23 protein-coding genes, 1 tRNA gene and 1 riboswitch are annotated in these 20,948 nt (G+C 68.1%); of the genes, 9 read left to right on the top strand and 15 right to left on the bottom strand.

The window, feature by feature from the left end; genetic code table 11:
* The first annotated feature begins 2 nt into the window (after window positions 1–2).
* From QSK35_RS34145 to QSK35_RS34130, 4 genes are all read left to right on the top strand, one after another.
* Window positions 3–599, top strand: coding sequence for a TetR/AcrR family transcriptional regulator (locus QSK35_RS34145; protein WP_285751804.1), 597 nt, complete (start codon window positions 3–5; stop codon window positions 597–599).
* Window positions 596–1,309: a maleylpyruvate isomerase family mycothiol-dependent enzyme gene (locus tag QSK35_RS34140; RefSeq protein WP_285751803.1), complete on the top strand. Its 714-nt coding sequence runs from the start codon at window positions 596–598 to the stop codon at window positions 1,307–1,309. The genes QSK35_RS34145 and QSK35_RS34140 overlap by 4 nt, the downstream gene beginning before the upstream one ends.
* A 122-nt stretch (window positions 1,310–1,431) precedes the next feature.
* Window positions 1,432–2,322, top strand: coding sequence for a trypsin-like serine peptidase (locus tag QSK35_RS34135; protein WP_285751801.1), 891 nt, complete (start codon window positions 1,432–1,434; stop codon window positions 2,320–2,322).
* Between the two features lie 36 nt (window positions 2,323–2,358).
* On the top strand, window positions 2,359–2,583 hold the full coding sequence (locus QSK35_RS34130) for a hypothetical protein (protein ID WP_285751800.1): 225 nt from the start codon (window positions 2,359–2,361) through the stop codon (window positions 2,581–2,583).
* A gap of 64 nt (window positions 2,584–2,647) precedes the next feature.
* On the opposite strand, the gene gcvP is transcribed toward QSK35_RS34130, so the two are convergent.
* Entirely contained in the window at window positions 2,648–5,539 is a 2,892-nt protein-coding gene (gcvP, locus tag QSK35_RS34125) for an aminomethyl-transferring glycine dehydrogenase (RefSeq protein WP_285751799.1), read from the bottom strand.
* Between the two features lie 147 nt (window positions 5,540–5,686).
* Window positions 5,687–5,781, bottom strand: a riboswitch (glycine riboswitch).
* A gap of 152 nt (window positions 5,782–5,933) precedes the next feature.
* Between gcvP and QSK35_RS34120 the strand changes: the two genes are divergently transcribed.
* A complete protein-coding gene (locus tag QSK35_RS34120; protein ID WP_285751798.1) occupies window positions 5,934–7,292 on the top strand; it encodes a glycosyltransferase in 1,359 nt (452 codons plus the stop codon).
* On the opposite strand, the gene QSK35_RS34115 is transcribed toward QSK35_RS34120, so the two are convergent.
* The 6 genes from QSK35_RS34115 to clsA all read right to left on the bottom strand — a co-directional run bounded on the left by QSK35_RS34115 (window position 7,258) and on the right by clsA (window position 10,874).
* On the bottom strand, window positions 7,258–7,824 hold the full coding sequence (locus tag QSK35_RS34115) for a MerR family transcriptional regulator (protein ID WP_285751797.1): 567 nt from the start codon (window positions 7,822–7,824) through the stop codon (window positions 7,258–7,260). The genes QSK35_RS34120 and QSK35_RS34115 overlap by 35 nt on opposite strands.
* A gap of 291 nt (window positions 7,825–8,115) precedes the next feature.
* The gene (locus QSK35_RS34110; protein ID WP_146351007.1) at window positions 8,116–8,589 is read right to left on the bottom strand and encodes a bifunctional nuclease family protein; all 474 of its coding nucleotides are present in this window, start codon (window positions 8,587–8,589) and stop codon (window positions 8,116–8,118) included.
* Window positions 8,590–8,716: 127 nt separating this feature from the next.
* Window positions 8,717–9,268: a MerR family transcriptional regulator gene (locus QSK35_RS34105; protein ID WP_502881761.1), complete on the bottom strand. Its 552-nt coding sequence runs from the start codon at window positions 9,266–9,268 to the stop codon at window positions 8,717–8,719.
* A 17-nt stretch (window positions 9,269–9,285) separates the two neighbouring features.
* Complete coding sequence (gene garA, locus QSK35_RS34100; protein WP_285751795.1) at window positions 9,286–9,744, bottom strand: glycogen accumulation regulator GarA; 459 nt, start codon at window positions 9,742–9,744, stop codon at window positions 9,286–9,288.
* Between the two features lie 113 nt (window positions 9,745–9,857).
* On the bottom strand, window positions 9,858–10,241 hold the full coding sequence (gene gcvH, locus QSK35_RS34095; RefSeq protein WP_285751794.1) for a glycine cleavage system protein GcvH: 384 nt from the start codon (window positions 10,239–10,241) through the stop codon (window positions 9,858–9,860).
* Window positions 10,242–10,295: 54 nt separating this feature from the next.
* Entirely contained in the window at window positions 10,296–10,874 is a 579-nt protein-coding gene (gene clsA / locus QSK35_RS34090; RefSeq protein ID WP_285751793.1) for a cardiolipin synthase ClsA, read from the bottom strand.
* 1,227 nt (window positions 10,875–12,101) lie between these two features.
* Here clsA and QSK35_RS34080 point away from each other — a divergent pair.
* A complete protein-coding gene (locus QSK35_RS34080; protein ID WP_285751790.1) occupies window positions 12,102–12,770 on the top strand; it encodes an ANTAR domain-containing protein in 669 nt (222 codons plus the stop codon).
* A gap of 386 nt (window positions 12,771–13,156) precedes the next feature.
* Window positions 13,157–13,549 (top strand): STAS domain-containing protein, encoded by a 393-nt coding sequence (locus tag QSK35_RS34075; protein WP_285751789.1) that lies wholly within the window; start codon window positions 13,157–13,159, stop codon window positions 13,547–13,549.
* Here the strand turns inward: QSK35_RS34075 and QSK35_RS34070 are convergent.
* Window positions 13,509–14,261 carry an ATP-binding protein gene (locus tag QSK35_RS34070; RefSeq protein WP_285751787.1) on the bottom strand — a complete coding sequence of 251 codons (753 nt, stop codon included), beginning with the start codon at window positions 14,259–14,261 and terminating at the stop codon, window positions 13,509–13,511. The genes QSK35_RS34075 and QSK35_RS34070 overlap by 41 nt on opposite strands.
* A gap of 138 nt (window positions 14,262–14,399) precedes the next feature.
* On the opposite strand from QSK35_RS34070, the gene QSK35_RS34065 reads away from it, so the two are divergent.
* Window positions 14,400–14,810: an ATP-binding protein gene (locus QSK35_RS34065; RefSeq protein ID WP_285751786.1), complete on the top strand. Its 411-nt coding sequence runs from the start codon at window positions 14,400–14,402 to the stop codon at window positions 14,808–14,810.
* Window positions 14,807–15,574 (top strand): SigB/SigF/SigG family RNA polymerase sigma factor, encoded by a 768-nt coding sequence (locus tag QSK35_RS34060; RefSeq protein ID WP_285751784.1) that lies wholly within the window; start codon window positions 14,807–14,809, stop codon window positions 15,572–15,574. Before QSK35_RS34065 ends, QSK35_RS34060 begins: the two co-directional genes overlap by 4 nt.
* Before the next feature lie 65 nt (window positions 15,575–15,639).
* Here the strand turns inward: QSK35_RS34060 and QSK35_RS34055 are convergent, their stop codons facing one another.
* From QSK35_RS34055 to QSK35_RS34025, 7 genes are all read right to left on the bottom strand, one after another.
* Complete coding sequence (locus QSK35_RS34055) at window positions 15,640–15,939, bottom strand: WhiB family transcriptional regulator (protein WP_285751783.1); 300 nt, start codon at window positions 15,937–15,939, stop codon at window positions 15,640–15,642.
* A gap of 74 nt (window positions 15,940–16,013) precedes the next feature.
* Window positions 16,014–17,747, bottom strand: coding sequence for an arginine--tRNA ligase (argS, locus tag QSK35_RS34050; RefSeq protein WP_285751782.1), 1,734 nt, complete (start codon window positions 17,745–17,747; stop codon window positions 16,014–16,016).
* Between the two features lie 41 nt (window positions 17,748–17,788).
* Window positions 17,789–18,454 carry a M50 family metallopeptidase gene (locus tag QSK35_RS34045; RefSeq protein WP_285751781.1) on the bottom strand — a complete coding sequence of 222 codons (666 nt, stop codon included), beginning with the start codon at window positions 18,452–18,454 and terminating at the stop codon, window positions 17,789–17,791.
* 18 nt (window positions 18,455–18,472) lie between these two features.
* Window positions 18,473–19,135 (bottom strand): M50 family metallopeptidase, encoded by a 663-nt coding sequence (locus QSK35_RS34040; protein WP_285751780.1) that lies wholly within the window; start codon window positions 19,133–19,135, stop codon window positions 18,473–18,475.
* Window positions 19,136–19,206: 71 nt separating this feature from the next.
* Window positions 19,207–19,836 carry a DUF4383 domain-containing protein gene (locus tag QSK35_RS34035; protein WP_285751779.1) on the bottom strand — a complete coding sequence of 210 codons (630 nt, stop codon included), beginning with the start codon at window positions 19,834–19,836 and terminating at the stop codon, window positions 19,207–19,209.
* A gap of 62 nt (window positions 19,837–19,898) precedes the next feature.
* Window positions 19,899–20,558: an SAM-dependent methyltransferase gene (locus tag QSK35_RS34030; protein WP_285751777.1), complete on the bottom strand. Its 660-nt coding sequence runs from the start codon at window positions 20,556–20,558 to the stop codon at window positions 19,899–19,901.
* 170 nt (window positions 20,559–20,728) lie between these two features.
* Window positions 20,729–20,800, bottom strand: a tRNA-Glu gene (locus tag QSK35_RS34025).
* Window positions 20,801–20,948 lie beyond the last annotated feature (148 nt).

Below are 20,948 nucleotides of genomic sequence, written 5' to 3'. Positions count from 1 at the left end.
CCATGAGCGCTCTACCTAATCGTGATAGGCAAGCCGAACGGCGTGAGGCCACCCGAAGGGAAATAGTCGAAGCCGCCTGGGAGATCGCGCGCCGCGACGGCCTCGGCGCGGTCACGTTGCGCGAGGTGGCGGCCATGATCGGGATGCGCTCACCGTCCCTGTACTCGCACTTCGAGTCGAAGAACGCCATCTACGACGCGATGTTCGGCGACGCCTGGACGGGCTACCTCGCCGAAGCGACCGAGGCCGCCAAGACCCTGCCGGACGACCCGCGCGCGGCCCTCGAAGCGATAGCCGAGCACTTCTTCGACTTCTCGGTCGCCGACCTCGCCCGCTACCAGCTGATGAACCAGCGCTCGATCCCCGGCTTCGTGCCCAGCGAAGGCGCGTACGCGCCCAGCGTCGAGACGATGGCGCTGCTGCACCGCACCATGCGGACGATCGGCATCACCGACGAGGCGGACATCGACCTGTTCCTCGCGATCACCGGCGGGCTCGTCGACTGCCAGCTCGCCAACGACCACGGCGGCGACCGGTGGCGCCGCCTGCTGCCCCGCGCCATCGAGATGTACGCCGACAACGTCTGGAGACAGTCATGAGGACGCCGAAGATCGACCCGAAGACCGCAACCCGGCTGGCCGCAACGGAGTACGACCGGTTCCTGCAACTTCTGAGGAGCCTTGGCCCGCGCGACTGGGAGAAGCCGACGGCCTGCCCCGGCTGGGACGTGCGGGCCATGGCGTCCCACCTGCTCGGCATGGCGAAGATGTCCGCGTCGATCCGGGAAGGCCTGCGGCAGAACAGGATCGCCGCGAGACGCGGCGGCGTGATGATCGACGCGCTGACCGCCCTGCAGGTCGAGGAGCACGCGCACCTCGGGCCGCGGGAGATCATCGAGCAGTACGCGGAGATCACCCCGAAGGCCGTCAAGGGCAGACGCCGCACCCCGCGGTTCCTTCCGGTACCCGGCAAGCAGCGGGTCAACGGGCGCGACGAGACCTGGAGCTTCGGCTTCCTGAACGACGTGATCATGACCCGCGACCCGTGGATGCACCGGGTCGACATCACCAGGGCGACCGGGGCGGAACACGTGCTCACCAAAGAGCACGACGGTTTGCTCATCGACGATGTGGTGAAGGAATGGGCCGAACGGCACGGAAAGCCGTTCACTCTGCGGCTGACCGGCCCAGCCGGGGGCGAATGGGGCAATGGCGGACCCGAGATCGAGCTCGACGCCATCGATTTCTGCAATGCCGTGTCAGGGCGCGGACCAGCGGAGGGCCTGCTCTCGACGGAAGTCCCGTTCTAACGAACGGCGGAACAACGAAAACACCGTAAACGATACCGTTCGAGCGTTCCTTGAATTCGAACCTCGACGGAGGTTGTTCCGCCATGCGATTAATAGTTGTATTCGCGGCTTGGACGGTGGCGGTGGCCGTCGCAAGCCCGGCGCAGGCCGCGCCGATCGGTAACGCCGGTTCCCAGACGGCGTCGAACATCCAGAGCGCACAGGAGTACTGGACGCCGGAGCGGATGAAGTCCGCGATCCCGGCCGACCTGCCCCAAGCCGCGGCGAGACCACAGGCCGTGCCGAGACAAGGGCCGTCCGGCACGCACGACGGGGTGGCGCCGAAAAACCTGCAAGCCCAGGCCGACGTGAACACCATGTCCGGCCGCGTGTTCTTCGTGAACGACCTGGGGCAGAACAGGTCCTGCAGCGGCAGCACGGTGAACAGCGCGGGCAAGCGGCTCGTCTTCACCGCCGGCCACTGCGTGCACGGCGGCGGCTCCGGCCGTGGCTGGTTCGACGTCAACCGCTGGGTGTTCGTGCCCGGCTACAACAACGGCAACCGGCCGTACGGCACGTGGAGCGCCTACCAGCAGTGGACGAAGACGGCGTGGATCAACAACGCCAACCGCGCGTTCGACGTGGCCGCGGTCGTCATGCAGCTGCTCAACGGGACCCGCATCGTCGACGCCGTCGGCGGCCAGGGCATCAAGTGGGGCGCCGGATACGGTCTGCGCATCTACATGTTCGGCTACCCGGCCGACCCGCCGTTCAACGGCAGCCAGCTCTACTTCTGCTGGGGCAACACGCGCAACGAGGGCGGCTTCCCGACGCTGGACTGCAACATGACGGGCGGCGCGAGCGGCGGGCCGTGGCTGGAGAACTACGGCGCCACGTTCTGGGCCTACGTCAACGGCGTGAACAGCTGGATGTTCTGGCGCAACAACGACCCGGCGCAGGTCTACAAGTGGCAGAGCCCGTACTTCAGTTACGACACCGCGGGCAGCCTGTACGACACCGTGAAGAACATGTAGTGCAACCGGAGAACGTGAGAGGTACGTCCTGCTGACATGGGCAGAATCGTGGTCATCGTGCTCGCCGTCGTGGCCGTGGTCGCTGGAGTCACCTGGCTGGTGGTGGCGCTGCAAACCGGCCCCAAGTGCGGCGGCGGACCGAGCACTCCGACGGGCAACGCCGCGGGCCCGATCGCGACCTCACCTGATCCGAGCTACTGGACCGATGAGCGGATGAGCAACGCCAAACCGGCTCCCATGCCCACCGGACCCAGCTGCTGAACGTAAAACTCAGGGGGCCGGACGGTAAGACTCGCGCGAGTCTTACCGTCCGGCCCCCTGTGTCTTACGAACTGTAGGCGTCGAGGGGCGGGCAGGAGCAGACCAGGTTGCGGTCGCCCTTGGCGCCGTCGATCCGGCGCACCGGCGGCCAGATCTTCGGAGCCGACGTGCCGGCCGGGTAGACGGCCTCTTCACGCGTGTACGGGTGGTTCCACTCACCGACCGTCACGCACGCCGCGGTGTGCGGGGCGTTGCGCAGCGGGTTGTCCTCGACGGGCCACTCCCCCGAACCGACGCGGTCGATCTCCCGCTTGATCGCGATCATCGCGTCGATGAACCGGTCGATCTCGGCCAGGTCCTCGGACTCGGTCGGCTCGACCATCAGCGTGCCGGCCACCGGGAACGACATCGTCGGCGCGTGCAGGCCGTAGTCCGCGAGGCGCTTGGCCACGTCGTCCACGGTCACGCCGGTCGCCTTGGTGATCGGGCGCAGGTCGAGGATGCACTCGTGGGCCACGAAACCGCCCTCGCCGGTGTAGAGCACCGGGTAGTGCTCGTCGAGCCGGCGCGCGATGTAGTTCGCGGACGCCACGGCCGTCAGGGTCGCGCGGCGCAGGCCGTCGCCGCCCATCATCCGCACGTACGCCCACGAGATCGGCAGGATCGACGCGGAACCCCACGGCGCCGCCGAGATCGGGCCGACACCGGAAGCGGGGCCCGCGGTGGGCTGCAGCGGGTGGTTCGGCAGGAACGGCGCCAGGTGCGAACGCACGCCGATCGGGCCGACGCCGGGACCGCCACCGCCGTGCGGGATGCAGAACGTCTTGTGCAGGTTCAGGTGCGAGACGTCCGAGCCGAACTTCCCGTACTGCGCCAGGCCGATCAGCGCGTTGAGGTTCGCGCCGTCGACGTACACCTGGCCGCCCGCGTCGTGCACCAGGCCGCACACCTCGCGCACGGTGTCCTCGTACACGCCGTGCGTCGACGGGTAGGTGATCATGATGGCGGCGAGGTCGTCCTGGTGCGCCGCAACGGTTTCGCGCAGGTGGCCCAGGTCGATGTTGCCCTTGTCGTCACAGCGGACGACGACGACCCGCATGCCGGCCATGACCGCCGACGCGGCATTGGTGCCGTGCGCGGACGACGGGATCAGGCAGATGTCGCGGGCGTCCTCGCCACGCGACCGGTGGTACGCGCGGATCGCCAGCAGACCGGCGAACTCACCCTGTGAACCGGCGTTGGGCTGCAGCGAGACCGCGTCGTAGCCGGTGACCTCGGCCAGCCACTTCTCCAGGTCGTCGACGATCTTCAGCAACCCGGCGGCGTCCTCGACGGGCGCGAACGGGTGCAGGCCCGAGAACTCCGGCCAGGTGATGGCCTCCATCTCGGCGGTGGCGTTGAGCTTCATCGTGCACGAGCCCAGCGGGATCATGCTCCGGTCGAGCGCGACGTCCTTGTCCGACAACGCGCGCAGGTAACGCAGCAGCGCGGTCTCCGAGCGGTGCGCGTGGAACACCGGGTGCGTCAGGTAGTCGGACGTGCGGCGCAGGTCGAGCGGAATACCGTCCGCGGTGTCGGCGTCGATGGCGTCCACATCGGACCCGGTGACGCCGAACGCCTCCCAGACCTTCTTGATGTCCGCACGCGTGGTCTTCTCGTCGCACGCGATCGCGACGACGTCGGAGGACACGAGCCGCAGGTTGATGCCGAGCCCGCGCGCCTTCTCGACGATGACAGCGGCCTGACCGGGCACGGAGACCCGGACGGTGTCGAAGAACTCGCCGTGCACGACCTCGATGCCGGCCTCGCACAGGCCGGTCGCGAGCACGGTCGCCATGCGGTGCGTGCGGGTCGCGATCGCGCGCAGGCCCTCGGGACCGTGGTAGACCGCGTACATCGACGCGATCACCGCGAGCAGCACCTGCGCGGTGCAGATGTTCGACGTCGCCTTCTCGCGGCGGATGTGCTGCTCGCGCGTCTGCAACGCCAGGCGGTAGGCCAGCGAGCCGTCCGCGTCGACGGAGACACCGACGAGACGGCCGGGCAGCTGGCGCTCCAAACCGGAACGCACGGCCATGTAACCGGCGTGCGGGCCGCCGAAGCCGATCGGCACACCGAAGCGCTGCGTGGTGCCGACGACGACGTCCGCACCGATCTCGCCCGGCGGGCGCAGCAGCGTCAACGCCAGCAGGTCGGCGGCCACCACAGCCTGCGCGCCGGCCTTGTGGATCTCCTCGATGACACCCGAGTGGTCCCGCACGACACCGGAGTCACCGGGGTAGGACAGCAGCACGCCGAAGAAGTCACCGCCCAGGCCCAGGCCCTCGATGCCCTGCGACAGGTCCGCGACGACGATCTCGATGCCGAGCGGCTCGGCGCGCGTCTCGATGACGGCCAGCGTCTGCGGCAACGTGTCCGCGTCCACCACGAACTTGTTCGACTTGGACCGTCCCGCGCGGCGCACCAGCGTCATCGCCTCGGCCGCGGCGGTCGACTCGTCCAGCATGGACGCGTTGGCGACGGGCAGGCCGGTGAGGTCGCCGACCATCGTCTGGAAGTTCAGCAGTGCTTCCAGGCGGCCCTGGGAGATCTCCGGCTGGTACGGCGTGTACGCGGTGTACCAGGCGGGGCTCTCGAGGACGTTGCGGAGGATGACACCCGGCGTGACCGTGTCGTAGTAGCCGAGGCCGATCATCTGCGTCATCGGCCGGTTCTGGGACGCGAGCTCACGCAGTTCGGCCAGCGCCTCGGCCTCCGTCGCCGGGACCGGGAGGTCCAGTACGAGGTCGCGCTCGCGAATGGACTCGGGAACGGCGCGCTGCGCCAGTTCCTCCAGGGACCCGACGCCGATGACGTCGAGGATCCGCGCCAGCTCGGCAGGCCGCGGCCCGACGTGCCGGTCGGCGAAGGGGGTGCCGTGCTCGAGAGCGGCGAGGGGAATGCGGTCCTGCGACATGGACGAGCCTCCGGGGTCCAAGGGCACACTGCTGCTGTGCCCTCCCCGCTCTGTCCGTACCCGTCGATCCGGGCGCCTGAGAGGTTCACCCAGCGGACTGGGCTTTCACCGTCGGCGGGGCATTTTCAGCCCACTTTCCAGAGGCGTCTCACCCACGCGGTCCTGGGTGCCTGAGAGGTTCCCGGGGAGGAACTTGCTCCTTCGGCGCCGGACACGGGTCCGATCTCTCCCGCGTGGCTTCAGCGACTACCCGCGAAGGATACCCGCTGTTCATTCGAGAAGTCCTCAAGGCGCGGTCAACGTCTCAGTTGAGAACCGTTCGGCCACATCGCACGTGAACTGGGTCGTGCACCCTGCGACAACAGAGTTGCTTCTGGCCACATCACCCGAGGTCGTGGCCGACCGCATGGCGAACGAGTTCACCCGCACCCATCCCCTGTTCGCGGCACGCCTAGGCTTCGCCCGCTGGCAGCAGGTGACCGCGGTGTTGCTGGCGGTCGCCGTGGTGGCCGGACTCCTGTTCGACGCCGAAACGCTCGCCGCCTGCCTGGGCCTCGTCGGCACGGTGCTCGTCGGCCTGCGTACGGCGCTCGCCGCCTCGGCGATCCCGCGCCGCACCGCCGAGGCGGCCGATCCGCCACTGCCCGACGAGCTGCTGCCGTCGTACACGGTCATCGTGCCCGCCTACCGGGAAGAGGCCGTGATCGCCGACACGGTGCGATGCATCGCGGCGATGGACTACCCGCACGACCGGCTCGAGGTGCTGGTACTCGTGGAGAACCACGATCCCGCGACGAAACGGGCCGTGCTGGATGCCGATCCGCCTCCGTTCGTGCGCGTCGTGAACATCCCGGCGGGCGCCCCGCAGACGAAGCCGCGCACGTGCAACCTCGGGTTGATGCTCGCGCGCGGCGAGTTCGTCGTGATCTACGACGCCGAGGACCGACCGGAACCCGACCAGCTGCGCAAGGTGGCCGCCCGCTTCGCGCGCTCCGGGGCCGGCCTGGCGTGCGTGCAGGCGCGGCTGAACTTCTACAACGGCACGCGGAACCTGCTCACCCGGCAGTTCGCGATGGAGTACTCGATGCGCTACGACCTGATGCTGCACGGGTTGAGCGCGTTGCGGCTGCCGATTCCGCTCGGCGGGTCGAGCAACCACTTCCGGACCTCGGTGCTGCGCGAGGCGGGCGGGTGGGACGCGTGGAACGTGACCGAGGACGCGGACCTCGGCATGCGCTGTGCCGCCATGGGGCACCGGATCGAGCTCGTCGACTCGACCACATGGGAGGAGGCCGTCCACCGGCCGTGGCCGTGGATCCGGCAGCGCACCCGGTGGCTCAAAGGTTTTCTGCTCACCACCCTCGTCCACACCCGACAGCCGCGCGACGCGTGGCGGCGGCTCGGTGGACGCGGTCTGGTGTCGTTGCTGGGTGTCGTCGGCGGAACGCCGGTGTCCTACTTCGCCCTGTCCCTCACGACGGTGCTGAGCCTGGCCGGCGCCGCACCGCCCGCGTGGATCGGTACGGTCACGCTCACGTCGTCGGCGATGTACGGCGCCGTGCTGCTGTACGCGGGCAAACGTCGTGGCATGTCCGTACTCGGCCTGGCCGCCACCATGCTGCCCGGCTACTGGTCACTGCACTGGGTCGCGGCGTGGCGCGCGCTGTGGCAACTCGTCCGCTCACCGTTCGTCTGGGAGAAGACCGAGCACGGCACGCTCAGCCCGTCGCGCGTTCCCGGCGGCGCCTGCTGAGCTCGTCCTCGGTCATGGGAGCGATCTCGACCCCGTCCGCGCGTTCCGCCGGGAACTCGTGGATCGTGCCGCTGATCTCCCGCATGGCTCCGCTCACCGCGATGCCGAACACACCCTGGCCGCCCTGCAGCAGGTCGACGACCTCCTCGGGCGAGGTGCACTCGTAGACCGTGGTGCCGTCGCTGAACAACGTGATCTTCGCGAGGTCCTGGACCCCACGCCGGCGCAGGTGGTCCACCGCGACCCGGATGTTCTGCAACGAGACGCCGGTGTCCAGCAGTCGTTTGACCACTTTCAACACCAGGATGTCCTTGAACGAGTACAGCCGCTGGCTCCCCGAGCCGTGTGCACTCCTTATCGTCGGAGCCACCAGTCCCGTGCGCGCCCAGTAGTCGAGCTGCCGGTACGTGATACCGGCGATCTGGCACGCGGCGGGCCCCCGGTAGCCGACGAGTTCGTCCGGCAGCGAGGAGTCCGGGAACAGCTCACCCTGCTGCCCGGATTCGGCCCGGATGGGCGCTTCCTCGACCACGCCTGCCTCCCCTCGAACGGCCCGTACGCACCGGCCGTCAAGCCGCCACGGAGCACCGAACACACCGTCGCAGTTCACTCGTCATCGACGGTAGGACCGGCATGGGGGCTGGTCAACGCGACGCGCGGAGAGTGTCTGGGGTCGACTCACGAGTCAACTTTCCGCGTCACCCGAACTAACAGGTTCACGTGACGTTTAGTGACTGTTTAGCCGACGCTGTTGCGTTCAGTAGTCCGATCGAGGGACGGCCGCACGAGTGTCCACACGCGCCAAAAGAGACGCGGTGAAGTCTCACGTGTCGGCGCCGCGGAAGTCCTCAGGAGACACCGAGTCGAGGAACTCGCGGAACTTCTCGACCTCGTCCTCCTGCTCGTCCGGAATGATGAGCCCGGCTTCGGCGAGGACCGACTCCTCGGCGTGAATCGGCACGCCGACGCGCAACGCGAGGGCCACCGAGTCGCTGGGGCGGGCGGACACGCGGATGTCGCCGTCGAAGACGAGCTCGGCGAAGAACGTGCCCTCCTGCAGGTCGGTGATGCGGACCTGCTCCAGCTGCCGGCCAAGGGCGCCGATGACGTCCTTGAGGAGGTCGTGGGTGAGCGGACGCGCGGGGCGCACGCCCTGTTGTTCGAGTGCGATCGCGGTGGCCTCGACGGAGCCGATCCAGATCGGCAGGTAGCGCTCACCCTCGGTTTCGCGCAGCAGAAGGATCGGCTGGTTCGCGGGCAGCTCCACCCGCACGCCGACGACGCGCATCTCGCTCATCGGGTCTCGCCTCCCTCTGGCGTTCGTGTCGGGCTCCCCGGTTCGTCTCCCGAGGATCCCCCGCGTTACATGTTCGACGCTACCCGCCAAGCGGGCCGAGTGCTCAACCGCTGAGCACAACGAAAAGCTAACTCCCCAGCGCGTTCCGCAAGCATGCCTTGACCAGCAACGAGTGCAACGTCGCCGAAAGTCTGGACATTTCCCGGATCGTCCCGGGATCTGAGAGCGACCTCAGGAGCGCGGCTTCCCGGTCCGCCGCGGCGCGAAACGCGCGAAGTTGGTCCGCTTCGACACCGAGCTCCATCATCGTCCGGATCGTGCGGATCGCGATGAGGTCGTCGACGCAATAGCCGCCGTTCTCACCGGGCCGGACGAGACCGTCCTGTTCGAGCTGTGCCAGGAGTTCGGGCGCGATTGCGGACTGCGCAAGGAGATTCTCGTGGGAAAGCTCGGTGGGCCGCGCCGCCGACAGCTGTTCCCGGATGACTTTCAACGGCAGGTACCGGTCGCGCTGCGCGGCCAGCACGTAACGCAACCGCTCCACGTCCGCGTAGGTGAACTGCCGGTATCCCGACGACGTACGAGCCGGGTGCACCAGCCCCTCGGACTCGAGGAACCGGATCTTGGAGATGGTGACCTCGGGAAACTCGGGGCGGAGCTCGGCGAGCACCGCCCCGATACTGAGTCCCCTCCGGGTCAGCCCTGGCCCCCGGATCCCGGCCCGGTCAGGAAGACGAGCCGGAACTTGCCGATCTGCACCTCGTCACCGTTCGCCAGCACGGCCTGGTCGACCGGCTCGCGGTTGACGTAGGTGCCGTTGAGGCTGCCGACGTCGATGACGACGAACTCGCCGCTCTCCTTGCGGAACTCGGCGTGGCGACGCGACACCGTCACGTCGTCCAAAAAGATGTCGCTGTCCGGGTGGCGCCCCGCGCTGGTCGTGTCACGGTCCAGCAGGAAGCGGGAACCCGCGTTGGGACCACGCTTGACCACGAGCAGCGCGGAACCGGCGGGAAGTGCGTCAACGCCGGCAACGGCCGGCTCCTGGGCGGGCGCCTCGGCGCCCTCGACCTCTGCGAGGAAGTCAGCCCGGAAGACGGAGGTCCGCTCCGGGGACTGCTCCGGCGGAACGCCTGGGCCGTCGTTCGTGCTCACCTGAGCTCTCCTCCTGCTGCTGGAACCGTCTTGACCCTGCAAACCTATCGTGCCTGCGTTCTCGTCCGAGGAGCGGCTCCCCAACCGGCCGAAGATCCGGCGGAAGATCGTCGTCACTCCTTCTCCACCAACGCCTTGTAAGCACCCGCGTCGAGCAGGTCGTCGGCACTGGCGGGGTCGCTGAGCTTGATCTCGACCATCCAGCCTTCGCCGTACGGGTCGGAGTTCACCAGCTCGGGCTGCTGGTCCAGCGCGTCGTTACGACCCACGACCTCACCCTCGAGCGGGGCGAAGATGTCGGACACGCTCTTGGTCGACTCGACCTCGCCCAACGTGTCACCGCTGTTCACGGTCTGACCGATCTCGGGCAGCTGAACGAACACCACGTCGCCGAGCTGCTCCTGCGCATAGTCGGTGATACCGATCCGAACGGTGTCCTCACCCGTGCGCGCGACCCACTCGTGTTCCTCGGTGTACCTGAGTTCCTCGGGAATCACCTAACTGCGCTCCTTGCTAATGGACCTGTATGACAGTGATCTTTCCACGCCCGATCAGGCACGAGACACCGGACGGCGCATGGCCAGCACAAACTGGTAGACGTACAGAACCGCCGACCACAGATAAAGCGCGCCACCCCAAGCGATGAACGCGTACGCGAACGGCCGGGCGATCTGCGCCCACGCGTTGTCCCCTTGCGCGAGCAGGAGGAGCGGAAACGCGTACAGCAGGTTGAACGTCGCGGCCTTCCCCAGATACGTCACCTCGAACGGCCCGTACCCACGCGTCCGCAGCACCAGCAGGCAGACGCCGACCACAACCTCCCGCGCCACGAGCACGACCGCGATCCACACGGGAATAATGTCGCGAATCACGAAGGCCAGCAGCGTGGAGAACACGTACAACCGATCCGCGGCCGGGTCGAGCAACCCCCCGAGCCGACTGGTCTGGTTCAACCACCGCGCGAGCTTGCCGTCGAGCCAGTCGCTGAGCCCGGCGCCCACCAGCACCAGCAGGGCCCAACCGTCCTCTTCCGGCCCCAGCAAGAGGTAAAGGAACAGCGGGACACCAGCCAGCCTCAGAATGCTGAGCAGGTTCGGGATGGTCAGCAGGCGATCAGCCGGGTCGCGCACACCCGCACTGTAATCGCCGCACCTAGGGCAGGTGCCCGAAGCACCATGACGCGCCGATCAAGGATTCATAACCCTCACCCCCCGCGCCGCGATGCGCGAAGCGCGAGCCCGCCACACACACGATGCGCGAAGCGCGAACCCTGCGGACGACGCGAGGCGGCCGGGATTGTCGGCCCCTGGCGCTACGGTCGGCTGGGGGTGTGTCGGCGCGCTGGCGAGATGAGCTGCCCCCGTATCCAGGCTAGCGAGGGCGACCGACAACCAAGCTGGGTTGAGGACTCGCGGGGAGTGAGCTGAGGACTCGCCGGGGCTGAGCTGCGGACTCGCGCACACGATGCGCGAAGCGCGAGCCACGGGACCAGGACCACGACGGAACCGGCAGCCAAGGAAGCGACCACGTACGGGACCGGCAGGTAGAGGCGCGCGCCAGCGCGCACAACCACCCGGTGGTGGGCCCCTCCCGTCGCATCGCAGGCGAAGCCCTGCCGCAACTGAGCCCCGAGGTCAAGCACGCTTTTCGCTTGACCTCGGGGCTCAGTTGCGGCTGCCTCTGGTGCGATGCGACGGGAGGGGCCCACCACCCCAAGGCGACCCACTACGAAAAGAAACCCAGGAAAGGGCCCCTCTTTGAGCTGAGCCGGGGTCCGGGGCGGAGCCCCGCGCACGAAAGCCGCCGCGTCAACACAAACGCAACCCAATACGAAAGCCGCCGCGTCAACACAAACCGGCAGAAAAAGAAAGCAAACCCAGCAAAGAGATCAAGCGGACCGAGTCCGCGACCACCCACGACGCTGCAGATCAGCACCACTGAGAGCGTGCGGCCGCCCCCGATCGTCCACCCCGACCCACCGAGCCCGGAAACCCTCGAGCACGTAAGCGTGCCCCTTGCTCCACACCACGCTGCAAGGCGCGGTAGGCAGGGCCGCCCCCTGCGTGGGCTGGGCTTCCGTGGCGGTTCTCATTGCTATCCCTCCGTGTGTCAGGGATGTCGTTGGCCGGGGCTCCGGCGTTATCCCTGGAAACGAATTCTGGCCCAATGTGGTTCAGGTCACCGCCTAGTTTTCCAACTGACGCGCCCGATGGATCACTCCAAGCGCCGAGTTGCCCACCGGTGAAGCCGAGCGGATAACCGGCCACCGGCCGAACCGGCCGCTCACCGTCCGCAGACGACCGCACACCCCGCGTCGCCCATAGGTCGCGCTGAACGGTCGGCCTACTCTGGCCCACGTGGACCAGGTCAAATTCGGACCAGAGCTGATCTCGCGGTTGGTCGACTACCTCTGCAACGAGCTGAAAGGCTGCACAGGAGTCGGCTTGAGCGTGTGGTCGCCGAGCGGTCTGACGGGACCGCTGACAGCACGCGGCGCCGCGAAAGAGCACGACCCGGCCGTCCGCAAACTGCTCAACGCGACACCCAACGGCGTCGTGACACTGGACGACGTGATGGGCCTCGGCCTGATCGCCGTGCCGGGCAGCTGGGGCACGGACGGGCCGGTGGTGCTGACCGTCTACCTGGACCACCCACCCGAGTCGGCCGACCTGCGCGTGGTCGAGGAGATCGAGCCGATGGTGACGATGGCCGCGGCCGTCGTCGAGTTCTGCGCGGGCGAGGTGCTGCGCGCGGACCAGATGCTGGCGATGGTGCAGCACCGCCGGCTGATCGAGCAGGCGAAGGGACTGCTCATGGCGCACCGGCGGTGTTCCGGGGGCGACGCGTTCCAACTGCTCGTAAGAGCCAGCCAGCACGCGAACGTGAAGCTGCGCGACCTCTGCTCGGCACTGGTGCTGGAGGTTTCGGGCACCCTGGACGAAACGGGCGTGACGCCGGTGACCGAGCCCGACGAGGAGGCGAGGCGCGTGGCGCACCAGTTGTGGGCGGCGTTACACGACGGTTGAAATCGCCGGAACAGGGGTAAGCCGTGGGCGTGCAGCGAACGACAGACCACTTGCTGATCAGGGAATGGGCTGAACGACGAGAGGCGGTTCCCACGTCGGGACCCGCTTTCGACTTTCCGGTCTACAACGAGGTGGATCCGCTCTCATGGGACCGGTGGTTCGCCGAGTTCGAGGGTCTTGACCTGGAGTTCGTTTATCGCGACGACCCCGGAAATTTCTACGAGTTGCGGCCTCGCTCGCACGGCTGACCCAGCTTGTGATCGTCGGGGCACGTCCGTACGGTGGGTTCGCAGCGGTTGAGCCAACAGCCGCGTCCGAGCTGTGGGGAGCACGCTGCAGTTGAACTGCGGCACGTTCCCTTTCGTTGGCGGCTAAGGGAGAGAGACGTGACTGTGCAGGATCCGAACGTCGAGCTGACGCACGACGCGGACCCGCGACCGGAACAGCTCATCGGCATCACCGTGCGGCACCAGGAGAACGGCGTCACCGTCCTCTCCGTCGCCGGCGAGGTCGACATGCTGTCCGCCCCCGACCTGCGCACCACCGTCGGTCGGCACCTGACCGACGGCGCCACGCTCGTCCTGGACCTGAGCCGGGTCACGTTCCTCGGCTCGGCGGGGCTGGCCGTGCTGGTCGAGGCGTCCCAGCAGAGCAAACGGCGGGGCGTGTCCCTGCGCGTGGTCGCGGTCGCACGGGCGGTGACGCGGCCACTCGAGGCGACCGGGCTCGGCGACGTGTTCAGCGTGCACCGGACGGTCGAGGAGGCCGTCGGCGCCTGAGGTCGAGGATCGCCGCCAGCTGCATGAGCGCTCGGCGCACGGGCGAACCGTCCGGCGCGTGCACCGTCAGCCGGTTGCCCGCCGCGGACTCCGCTTCGGCGACCGCGTGGAGAGCCGGCACGAGTCCATCGGTCTGGCCGCCGAACTCGGTGAGGTCGACGGTCAGCGGCACGGAACCCCCGCGCGCGAGCGTGGTCAGGGTGCGCCGCAACGTCGGCCCGGCGTGTTCCGGCACGTTCCCCCGGACGATCACCTCGACTCCACCGGAGACCTCTTGGACCAGCACCTCGTGGCCGATCGCCGCGTGCGGGCCCTCGACGTCCGCCTCGCGGCCGTTCTCGACGCGCAACGTGACGGTCGTGCCCGCCGGCGAGCGGTCGACGAGCACCTGGTCGACGTTCTCGCGCATGAGCAGCAGGCCGCGCCCGCGACTGGTGAGCTCGGCGGGCGGAACGCGCCATCGGCCGAAGTCGCTCACGGCTACACAAACGGTACTGTCGGTGACCTCCCCTCGCACGCGAACGGTGCCCGTCGTGGGACCCTCATACGCGTGTTCGACCGCGTTGCTCACGGCCTCGCTGACGGCGAGTACCAGGTTCGCGACGGCGTCCTCGTCGAGTCCCGCGTCATCGAGCCACGCCGCCATCCGTCGCCGGACTACGGCCACCTGGCCCGAACGTGCGGGCAGCTCCAACGCCAAGTCGTTCGTCACAGCCCTCCCAAACGGCGGCGTTGCCTCACCCCAGAGGTGGTTTTCCCCGACGCGGGGCCCAGTACACGTGTGAAACGAGATCAATTCGGGTACGGCTGAACCATGCCGACCGACGCGAGAACCAACAACGAGGTGGGTGTGTCGCAATTGGAAGACGAAGGCGTCGAACTCCGGATGTCCGCTGATCCAACGCAGCTCTCGATCGCACGTGCGGTCGCAGCGGACATCGCGATGCGGCAGGACTTCGACCTCGACTCGATCGAGGACCTGAAGCTGGCGGTCGACGAGACCTGCTCGACGTTGATCACGATGGCGGCCCACAAGGCGGTGCTGTCGTGCCGGTTCGTCGTGAACGACGACGCCGTGCACGTGCACGCACAGGTGTCGTCCGGCAGCTCGGCGCCGCCGGACCGGGAGAGCTTCGGCTGGCGGGTGCTGACGGCGCTGGTGGACTCGGTGACCACGTGGGTGGATCCCGCGTCGACAGGTGACGGTCACGTGGTGCACATCGACCTGGTGAAGCGGTCGGCAGGGGCGGTGAATGGGTGACTGGTTCGGACTCCGGCGACTACGACCACCTGGCGCCGCTGTTCGTCGAGCTGGCCGCGACCGAGGAAGGCCCGCGGCGTGAGGCGCTGCGCGACGAACTCGTCACCGCGCACCTCCCGGTGGCCAAGCACATCGCCCGCCGCTTCGGCCACCGCGGTGAGCCCTACGAGGACCTGGTGCAGGTCGCGACCGTAGGCCTGATCAACGCGGTCGACCGGTTCGACCCCGAACGCGGCAGCGACTTCCTCTCGTTCGCCGTGCCGACGATCATGGGCGAGGTCCGCAAGTACTTCCGCGACTCGTCCTGGTCCGTCCGCATGCCCAGGCGCCTCAAGGAACTGCACCTCGCGATCAACAGCGGCACGGCCCGCCTCTCCCAGCAGCTCGGCCGCGCGCCGACGCCCTCGGAGCTGGCCACCCACCTGGGCATGACGCGGGAGGAGATCCACGAGGGTCTCGCCGCGGGCAACGCCTACCAGAGCGCCTCGCTCGACGACATGCTCATGTCGGACGAGTCCTCCATCTCGCTGGGCAGCACGCTCGGCACCGAGGACCCCGAGATCGAGATGATCGAACAGCGGGAGGCGCTGCACCCGTTGCTGCAACGGTTGCCCGAACGCGAACGCAAGATCGTCATCATGCGGTTCTTCGGGAACATGACCCAGACGCAGATCGCCCAGAAGGTCGGCATCTCCCAGATGCACGTGTCGCGCCTGCTCGCCAAGACCCTGCGGCAGCTGCGCGAGGTCCTCGAGGAGAACTAGTGCCGTCAGGGGCACCCTTGCGACATCAGACGTCGCAAGGGTGCCCCTGACGGCAGTCGCGATGGCTAGGGAGCGATGCGGAGACGGCGGCGGGTGGCGGCGATGATCTGGCGCCGCTCGTCCTCCCCCATCCCGCCCCACACGCCGTACGGCTCCTGGGCGTCCAGCGCGTGCTGCCGGCATTGCTCAAGCACCGGGCAGCGCTGGCAGATCGCCTTCGCCTTGGCCTCCCGCGCGGTCCGGGCATAGCCGCGTTCGTTGTCGGGGTGGAAGAAGATTGCGCTGTTGCGGCCCCGGCAGAGTCCTTCGAGCTGCCAGTCCCACACGTCGGTCACCGGCCTGGGCAGGCGGGTCGTGCAGGTCATCGCGACTCCCTCTAGTGGGCGGATCAGGGTGTTGCGATCACTGCGTACCCGGCGGTTCCGCCTGCCCAAACACCTCAGAGCCGATCAGGCGCCTCGATCCCGAGCAGCGAGAGCCCGAGGGTGAGCACCTGGGACACCAGTTCGGACAGCAGCAGGCGGGAATCCTGCAGTTCGGGTGAAGCGGCGTCCTTCACCGGGCACTCGTTGTAGAACGTCGAGAACGCCGTGGCCGTCTCGAACAGGTACGCGGTCAGCTTGTGCGGCGCGTAGCCCTCCACGGCCGAGGCGACAGCCGCGGGCAGCTGCAGCAGCTTCAACGCCAGCGCACGCTCGGCGGGCTCCCCCAGGATCACCCGCGCGGAAGGCGACGGCGTGCGGCCGACCTTGCGGGAGATCGAGCGGGCGCGGGCGTTGGCGTACTGCGCGTAGACCGACGTGTCGCCCGTCTTCGCGAGCATCTTGTCCCACGTGAAGACGTAGTCCTTCTCGCGGTCGTTGGACAGGTCCGCGTACTTCACCGCGCCGATTCCGATGGCGTGCGCGACCTTCGGCTGATCCGCGGGGTCCACTTCGGACTTCTCCGGCATCGCACGGGCGGACTGCTCGACGGCCTCGGTCAGCAGCTCGCCCAACCGGACCGTCCCGCCCGCACGGGTCCGGAACATCTTGCCGTCCTCGCCGAGGATCGAGCCGAACCCGATGTGCACGGCCGTGTGTGCGTCGGTCAGCCAACCCGCGGCCCGTGCGACCGCGAAGATCATCTGGAAGTGCTGCGACTGCGGCGTGCCGACGACGTAGAGGAGATCGTCGACCTTGCGCTCGCGCGTCCAGTACAGGAACGTCGCGAGGTCGGTCGCCGGGTAGCCGTAGCCGCCGTCGCCCTTGCGCACGATCAACGGCAGCCGGTCGCCGTCGCGGTTGGTGAAGCCCTCGGGGAACACGCACACCGCGCCGTCGCTCACCTCGGTGAGGCCGAGCCGCTCCAGCTCCTCGATGGTCGCGTCGAGCATCGGGTTGTAGAAGCTCTCGCCGTAGTTGTCCTCGGCGGTGAGCCCGATGCCGAGCGTCGCGTACGCCTGCTGGAAGTGCCGCGCCGACTCGTCGACCAGCTCGCGCCACAGGGCCAGCGTGGCCTCGTCGCCGCCCTGCAGCGACACGACCCGCTGCCGCGAGCGGGTGGCGAAGTCCGGATCGGCGTCGAACTTCTTGCGCGCCTCCTGGTAGAACGCGTTGAGGTCGCTGATCGTGTGGTCGGCGTTGACCCCGACGTCCACCAGGTGCTCGATCAGCATGCCGAACGGCGTGCCCCAGTCACCGAGGTGGTTGTGCGGGATGACCTCGTGGCCGACGAACCGCAGCAGGCGCGTCAGCGCGTCACCGATGATCGTCGAGCGCAGATGGCCGACGTGCATCTCCTTGGCCACGTTCGGGCTGCTGTAGTCGATCGCGATGCGCCGCGCCCGTTCCACGACCGGCACGCCCAGCCGCTCGTCGCCCAGCAACGCGAACGTCTGCTCCTCCAGCCACTCGCGACGCAGCGTCAGGTTGATGAAGCCGGGACCGGCGATCTCGGGCTCCTCGACGGCGTCCGCCGAGTCGAGCGCGCCGACGATCGCGGTGGCGACCTCACGCGGGTTCTTGCCGAGCTTCTTGGCCAGGCTCATCGCGACGTTGCACTGGTAGTCCACACCGTCGCGGTTGGAGGGTCGCAGCAGCGCTTCCTCGGGAGTGATCTCAACGCCCAGCGACGCGCGCAACGCCGTGGCGACCCGCTGGCCCAGTTCCAGCCCGACATCTCCCCGCAGCACCGACTCACCCTCCGTCTGAACCGTAAAAGGCCAGTATCCCATCACCGGCCGAGCAGCAGGCCACCACCGAGCACGAGCGAACCGACCGACACCGCGAAGAACAGCAGCACCCAGAACAACGCGGGCAGGTGCGTCAGCCACGCCAGCTGGTCAGCGTCCGACCTCGGCGCCTGCCGCTTCCACCGCTTCACCTGCAGCTCCCACACCGGCCGCACCCCGCCGAGCAGCAGGAACCAGCAGAAGCCGAACGCACACGCGTCGCGCACCGGGTCGCTCGCGTAGAACGACACCCACACGAGGATCGCGCCCGTCACCACCACGGAGATGACGCCGAAGACGTTGCGGATCATGACGAGCACGGCCAGCAGCAACGCGATCGCCAGCCACAGCATCAGCCGCACCTGGTCACCGACGACCAGCAGAGCGAACCCCAGCCCGAGCAGCGACGGCGCGATGTAGCCGGCCATCGCGGTGAACACCATGCCCGGCCCGGTCGGCCGCCCGCGCGACACGGTGAGCCCCGAGGTGTCGCTGTGCAGCTTGATCCCGGTCAGCCGCCGGCCGGTGAGCACCGCGACGAGCGCGTGCCCGCCCTCGTGGGCGATGGTCACGACGTTGCGGCTGATCCGCCACAGAACGCCGATCACGACGAGCAGGAAGGCGGCCGCGGCCGGGCCCCAGAGGACGAGTTGCTCTTGGGTTGGCATGCCCGATGTTGACACGCCCTACAGATGGAGCAGCACGCGCCCACCCAGGTACAGCGCACCGATCGCCACAACGTAGAACAGGAACACCCAGAACCTGGCACTCACCGCGGTGAGCTCCTTGAGCTCGGTGGCGTCCGAACCCTTGCCCTGCTTGCTGCGGTGTAGCGAGTGCAGCACGGACACGGCACGCAGCCCCCCGATCAGGAGGAACCACGCGATGCCGTACCCGATGGCCTCCCTCGTCTGCTGGGACACCCGCCAGGTCGCGAGGTACACGAGCCCACCGATCACGACGACGACGAGAGGCGCGAACCAGCCGCGCGAGTGCAGGAACGTCACGGCGAGCAGGCCGATGCACAACATCAGCATCGGACGCACCTGGTCACGCACCACCAGATGCGCCGCTCCGAGACCGAGCAGCGGCGGCGCGGGGTAGCCGGCCAGCGCGGTGACGAACCACCGCAGGCCCGGCGAGGGATTCTTGATGTGGGTCGCCCCGCCCGTGAAGGCGTGCATGGTGATCTTCTCGAGCCGCTGTCCCGTCACGACCGCCATGAGCGCGTGCCCACCCTCATGCGCGACAGTGACGGCGTATCGGCTGACCCGCCACACACCGGGAAAGACGACGAGGGCGAGCGCCCCCAGCGCCGAGCCGACCGCGAGCACCTGATCCTGCGGCATCGCCCCAGAATGACATCGTGAGTGGTTTCCGTCTCCATACCAACGGAAACCACTCACGACCTGGAATCAGTTCACGACTTGATCGTGTGCGTGGACTCGTCCTTCTTCTGCTTGGGCAGCCGCTCGGTGTCCGACGTATCCGCCGGGCTCGGAGCCGTCGTGGTGTGCTTCGTGGTGGCCGGACGCGGCGATACCGTCGGGTCCATCTCCTCGACGCGGGGTTCCGGAACGTCCCGGCGCTCGTCGGCCTCGTCCGCCTCGTCGACCTCGATCAGCTTGCGGCGCGCGGGAAGCACGGCCAGGAAGAGACCCAGGACGGCGATGCCGAGGTGCAGCCAGTTGTCGTTCGTGTTCAGCGCCAGCGGGTTGCCGAGGTCCGACACCGGGTTGACGGTGATCACGCCGGAGATCATCAGGCCCCACACGAAGACGGCGCCGTAGCCGAGGAACAGCAGCCAGCCGTACAGGCGGGCGAGCCCGGACCGCATGGCCATCAGCAGCCCCAGCACACCGAAGACGACGTGCACGGCGTTGTGCATCGGGTTCACCGCGAAGCCGAGCACGAACGCGTGGTCGTTGCCGGTACCACCCGTGCGAGTGAAGCCGACGACGCCGATCGCGATGAACGCGATACCGGTCAGCGCCGCGAGCACCTGCACGGGCTGCAGCCCGGCGACCTTCACAGTGACGCGGTGGGTCATGACGCCTCCAGGGGGTCGTTCTCGACCCACCGCGAATACCCCTCAGGACACGCCGACAAACCTCACGAACGCCTCGCCACCACCGCGTACCCGCCGTGCAGCAGCCGCACCGGACCGTCGCCCGCGATCTCCAGTCCGTCCACAAAGGAATCGACCGGACCGGTGTGGGAGATGGCCAGGAAACCCTTGGGCGGCAAGGCTTCCCGATAGGCGGCGACTAGCTGCGCGGGACAGTTGGCCTCGTCGACGTAGCGGAGCACGTCGATCATCAGCACGGCGAACGGCTGGTCGAGGTCCAAGGTCATCTCGGGATGGTTCAGCAACCGTCCGGGGCACCGGAAGTCCGCCTGGACGACGCGTGCGTCCGGCTCGCCGCGAAGGATGGCCCGGCCGAACGCCACGGTCGTCTGGTCCTGGTCGACGTACACGACGCGCGCACCGGGCGCGTTCTCGTGCACGCTGCCGCATGTCGGGATCCCGGAACCCAGGTCGAGGAACTGCCGCACGCCCGCGTCGTAGCAGTGGCGCACGGCGCGGCGTAAGAACGCCCGGTTGGCGCGGCTGACCAACGGCAGCTCGGGCTCGATGCGCACCGCCTGTTTGGCGAACGCGCGGTCGACGGCGAAGTTGTGCACGCCGCCCAAGTAGTAGTCGTAGATCCGTGCGGCACTGGGCCGACGGACGTCGACCTCGTAGCGTGCGCAGACAGGGACCGCAGGCATCACCAGAGGGTAACCGTCCCCTAGGCCGTTCGAGCGAAGTTCACGAAAATCTTTGGGTCCATCTGACATGGGGATCGGCAGCGGGGCAACGCGTCTTTAGGCCACCTTGACAGGTGGAGCGAAAGAGACACGTGGGGAGGCCCGGTCCACCCCACTGAGACCGGGCCGAGTAGCGCGTACGGGAGTCGAACCCGTGTTTCCGGATTGAGATTCCGGTGTCCTCACCACTGAACGAACACGCCTGGGCGGCGTATGCGGACATGACATTTCCGCATACGCCGTCAAACAAAAAGGAGCCGCCTTGATCGACGACTCCTGCGGATACTGTCTGTGCAGGTCATCGCAGGAGGGATCGGCCAAGGAAACGCTCGCGGCCGCGCTTGGCAGGAG

This window comes from Lentzea sp. NBRC 105346 (assembly GCF_030269605.1).
GTDB lineage: Bacteria > Actinomycetota > Actinomycetes > Mycobacteriales > Pseudonocardiaceae > Lentzea.
This window is presented reverse-complemented; position numbering and strand designations above follow the sequence as displayed.

Bases quoted from the DNA above. Each gene is read 5' to 3' on its own strand.
- QSK35_RS34130 (WP_285751800.1), top strand. From the start codon at position 2,359: ATGGGCAGAATCGTGGTCATCGTGCTCGCCGTCGTGGCCGTGGTCGCT.
- QSK35_RS34145 (WP_285751804.1), top strand. From the start codon at position 3: ATGAGCGCTCTACCTAATCGTGATAGGCAAGCCGAACGGCGTGAGGCC.
- QSK35_RS34055 (WP_285751783.1), bottom strand. From the start codon at position 15,939: ATGACCTGCACGACCCGCCTGCCCAGGCCGGTGACCGACGTGTGGGAC.
- QSK35_RS34040 (WP_285751780.1), bottom strand. From the start codon at position 19,135: ATGCCGCAGGATCAGGTGCTCGCGGTCGGCTCGGCGCTGGGGGCGCTC.
- QSK35_RS34140 (WP_285751803.1), top strand. From the start codon at position 596: ATGAGGACGCCGAAGATCGACCCGAAGACCGCAACCCGGCTGGCCGCA.
- QSK35_RS34110 (WP_146351007.1), bottom strand. From the start codon at position 8,589: ATGAGCGAGATGCGCGTCGTCGGCGTGCGGGTGGAGCTGCCCGCGAAC.
- gcvP (WP_285751799.1), bottom strand. From the start codon at position 5,539: ATGTCGCAGGACCGCATTCCCCTCGCCGCTCTCGAGCACGGCACCCCC.
- QSK35_RS34035 (WP_285751779.1), bottom strand. From the start codon at position 19,836: ATGACCCACCGCGTCACTGTGAAGGTCGCCGGGCTGCAGCCCGTGCAG.
- QSK35_RS34030 (WP_285751777.1), bottom strand. From the start codon at position 20,558: ATGCCTGCGGTCCCTGTCTGCGCACGCTACGAGGTCGACGTCCGTCGG.
- QSK35_RS34045 (WP_285751781.1), bottom strand. From the start codon at position 18,454: ATGCCAACCCAAGAGCAACTCGTCCTCTGGGGCCCGGCCGCGGCCGCC.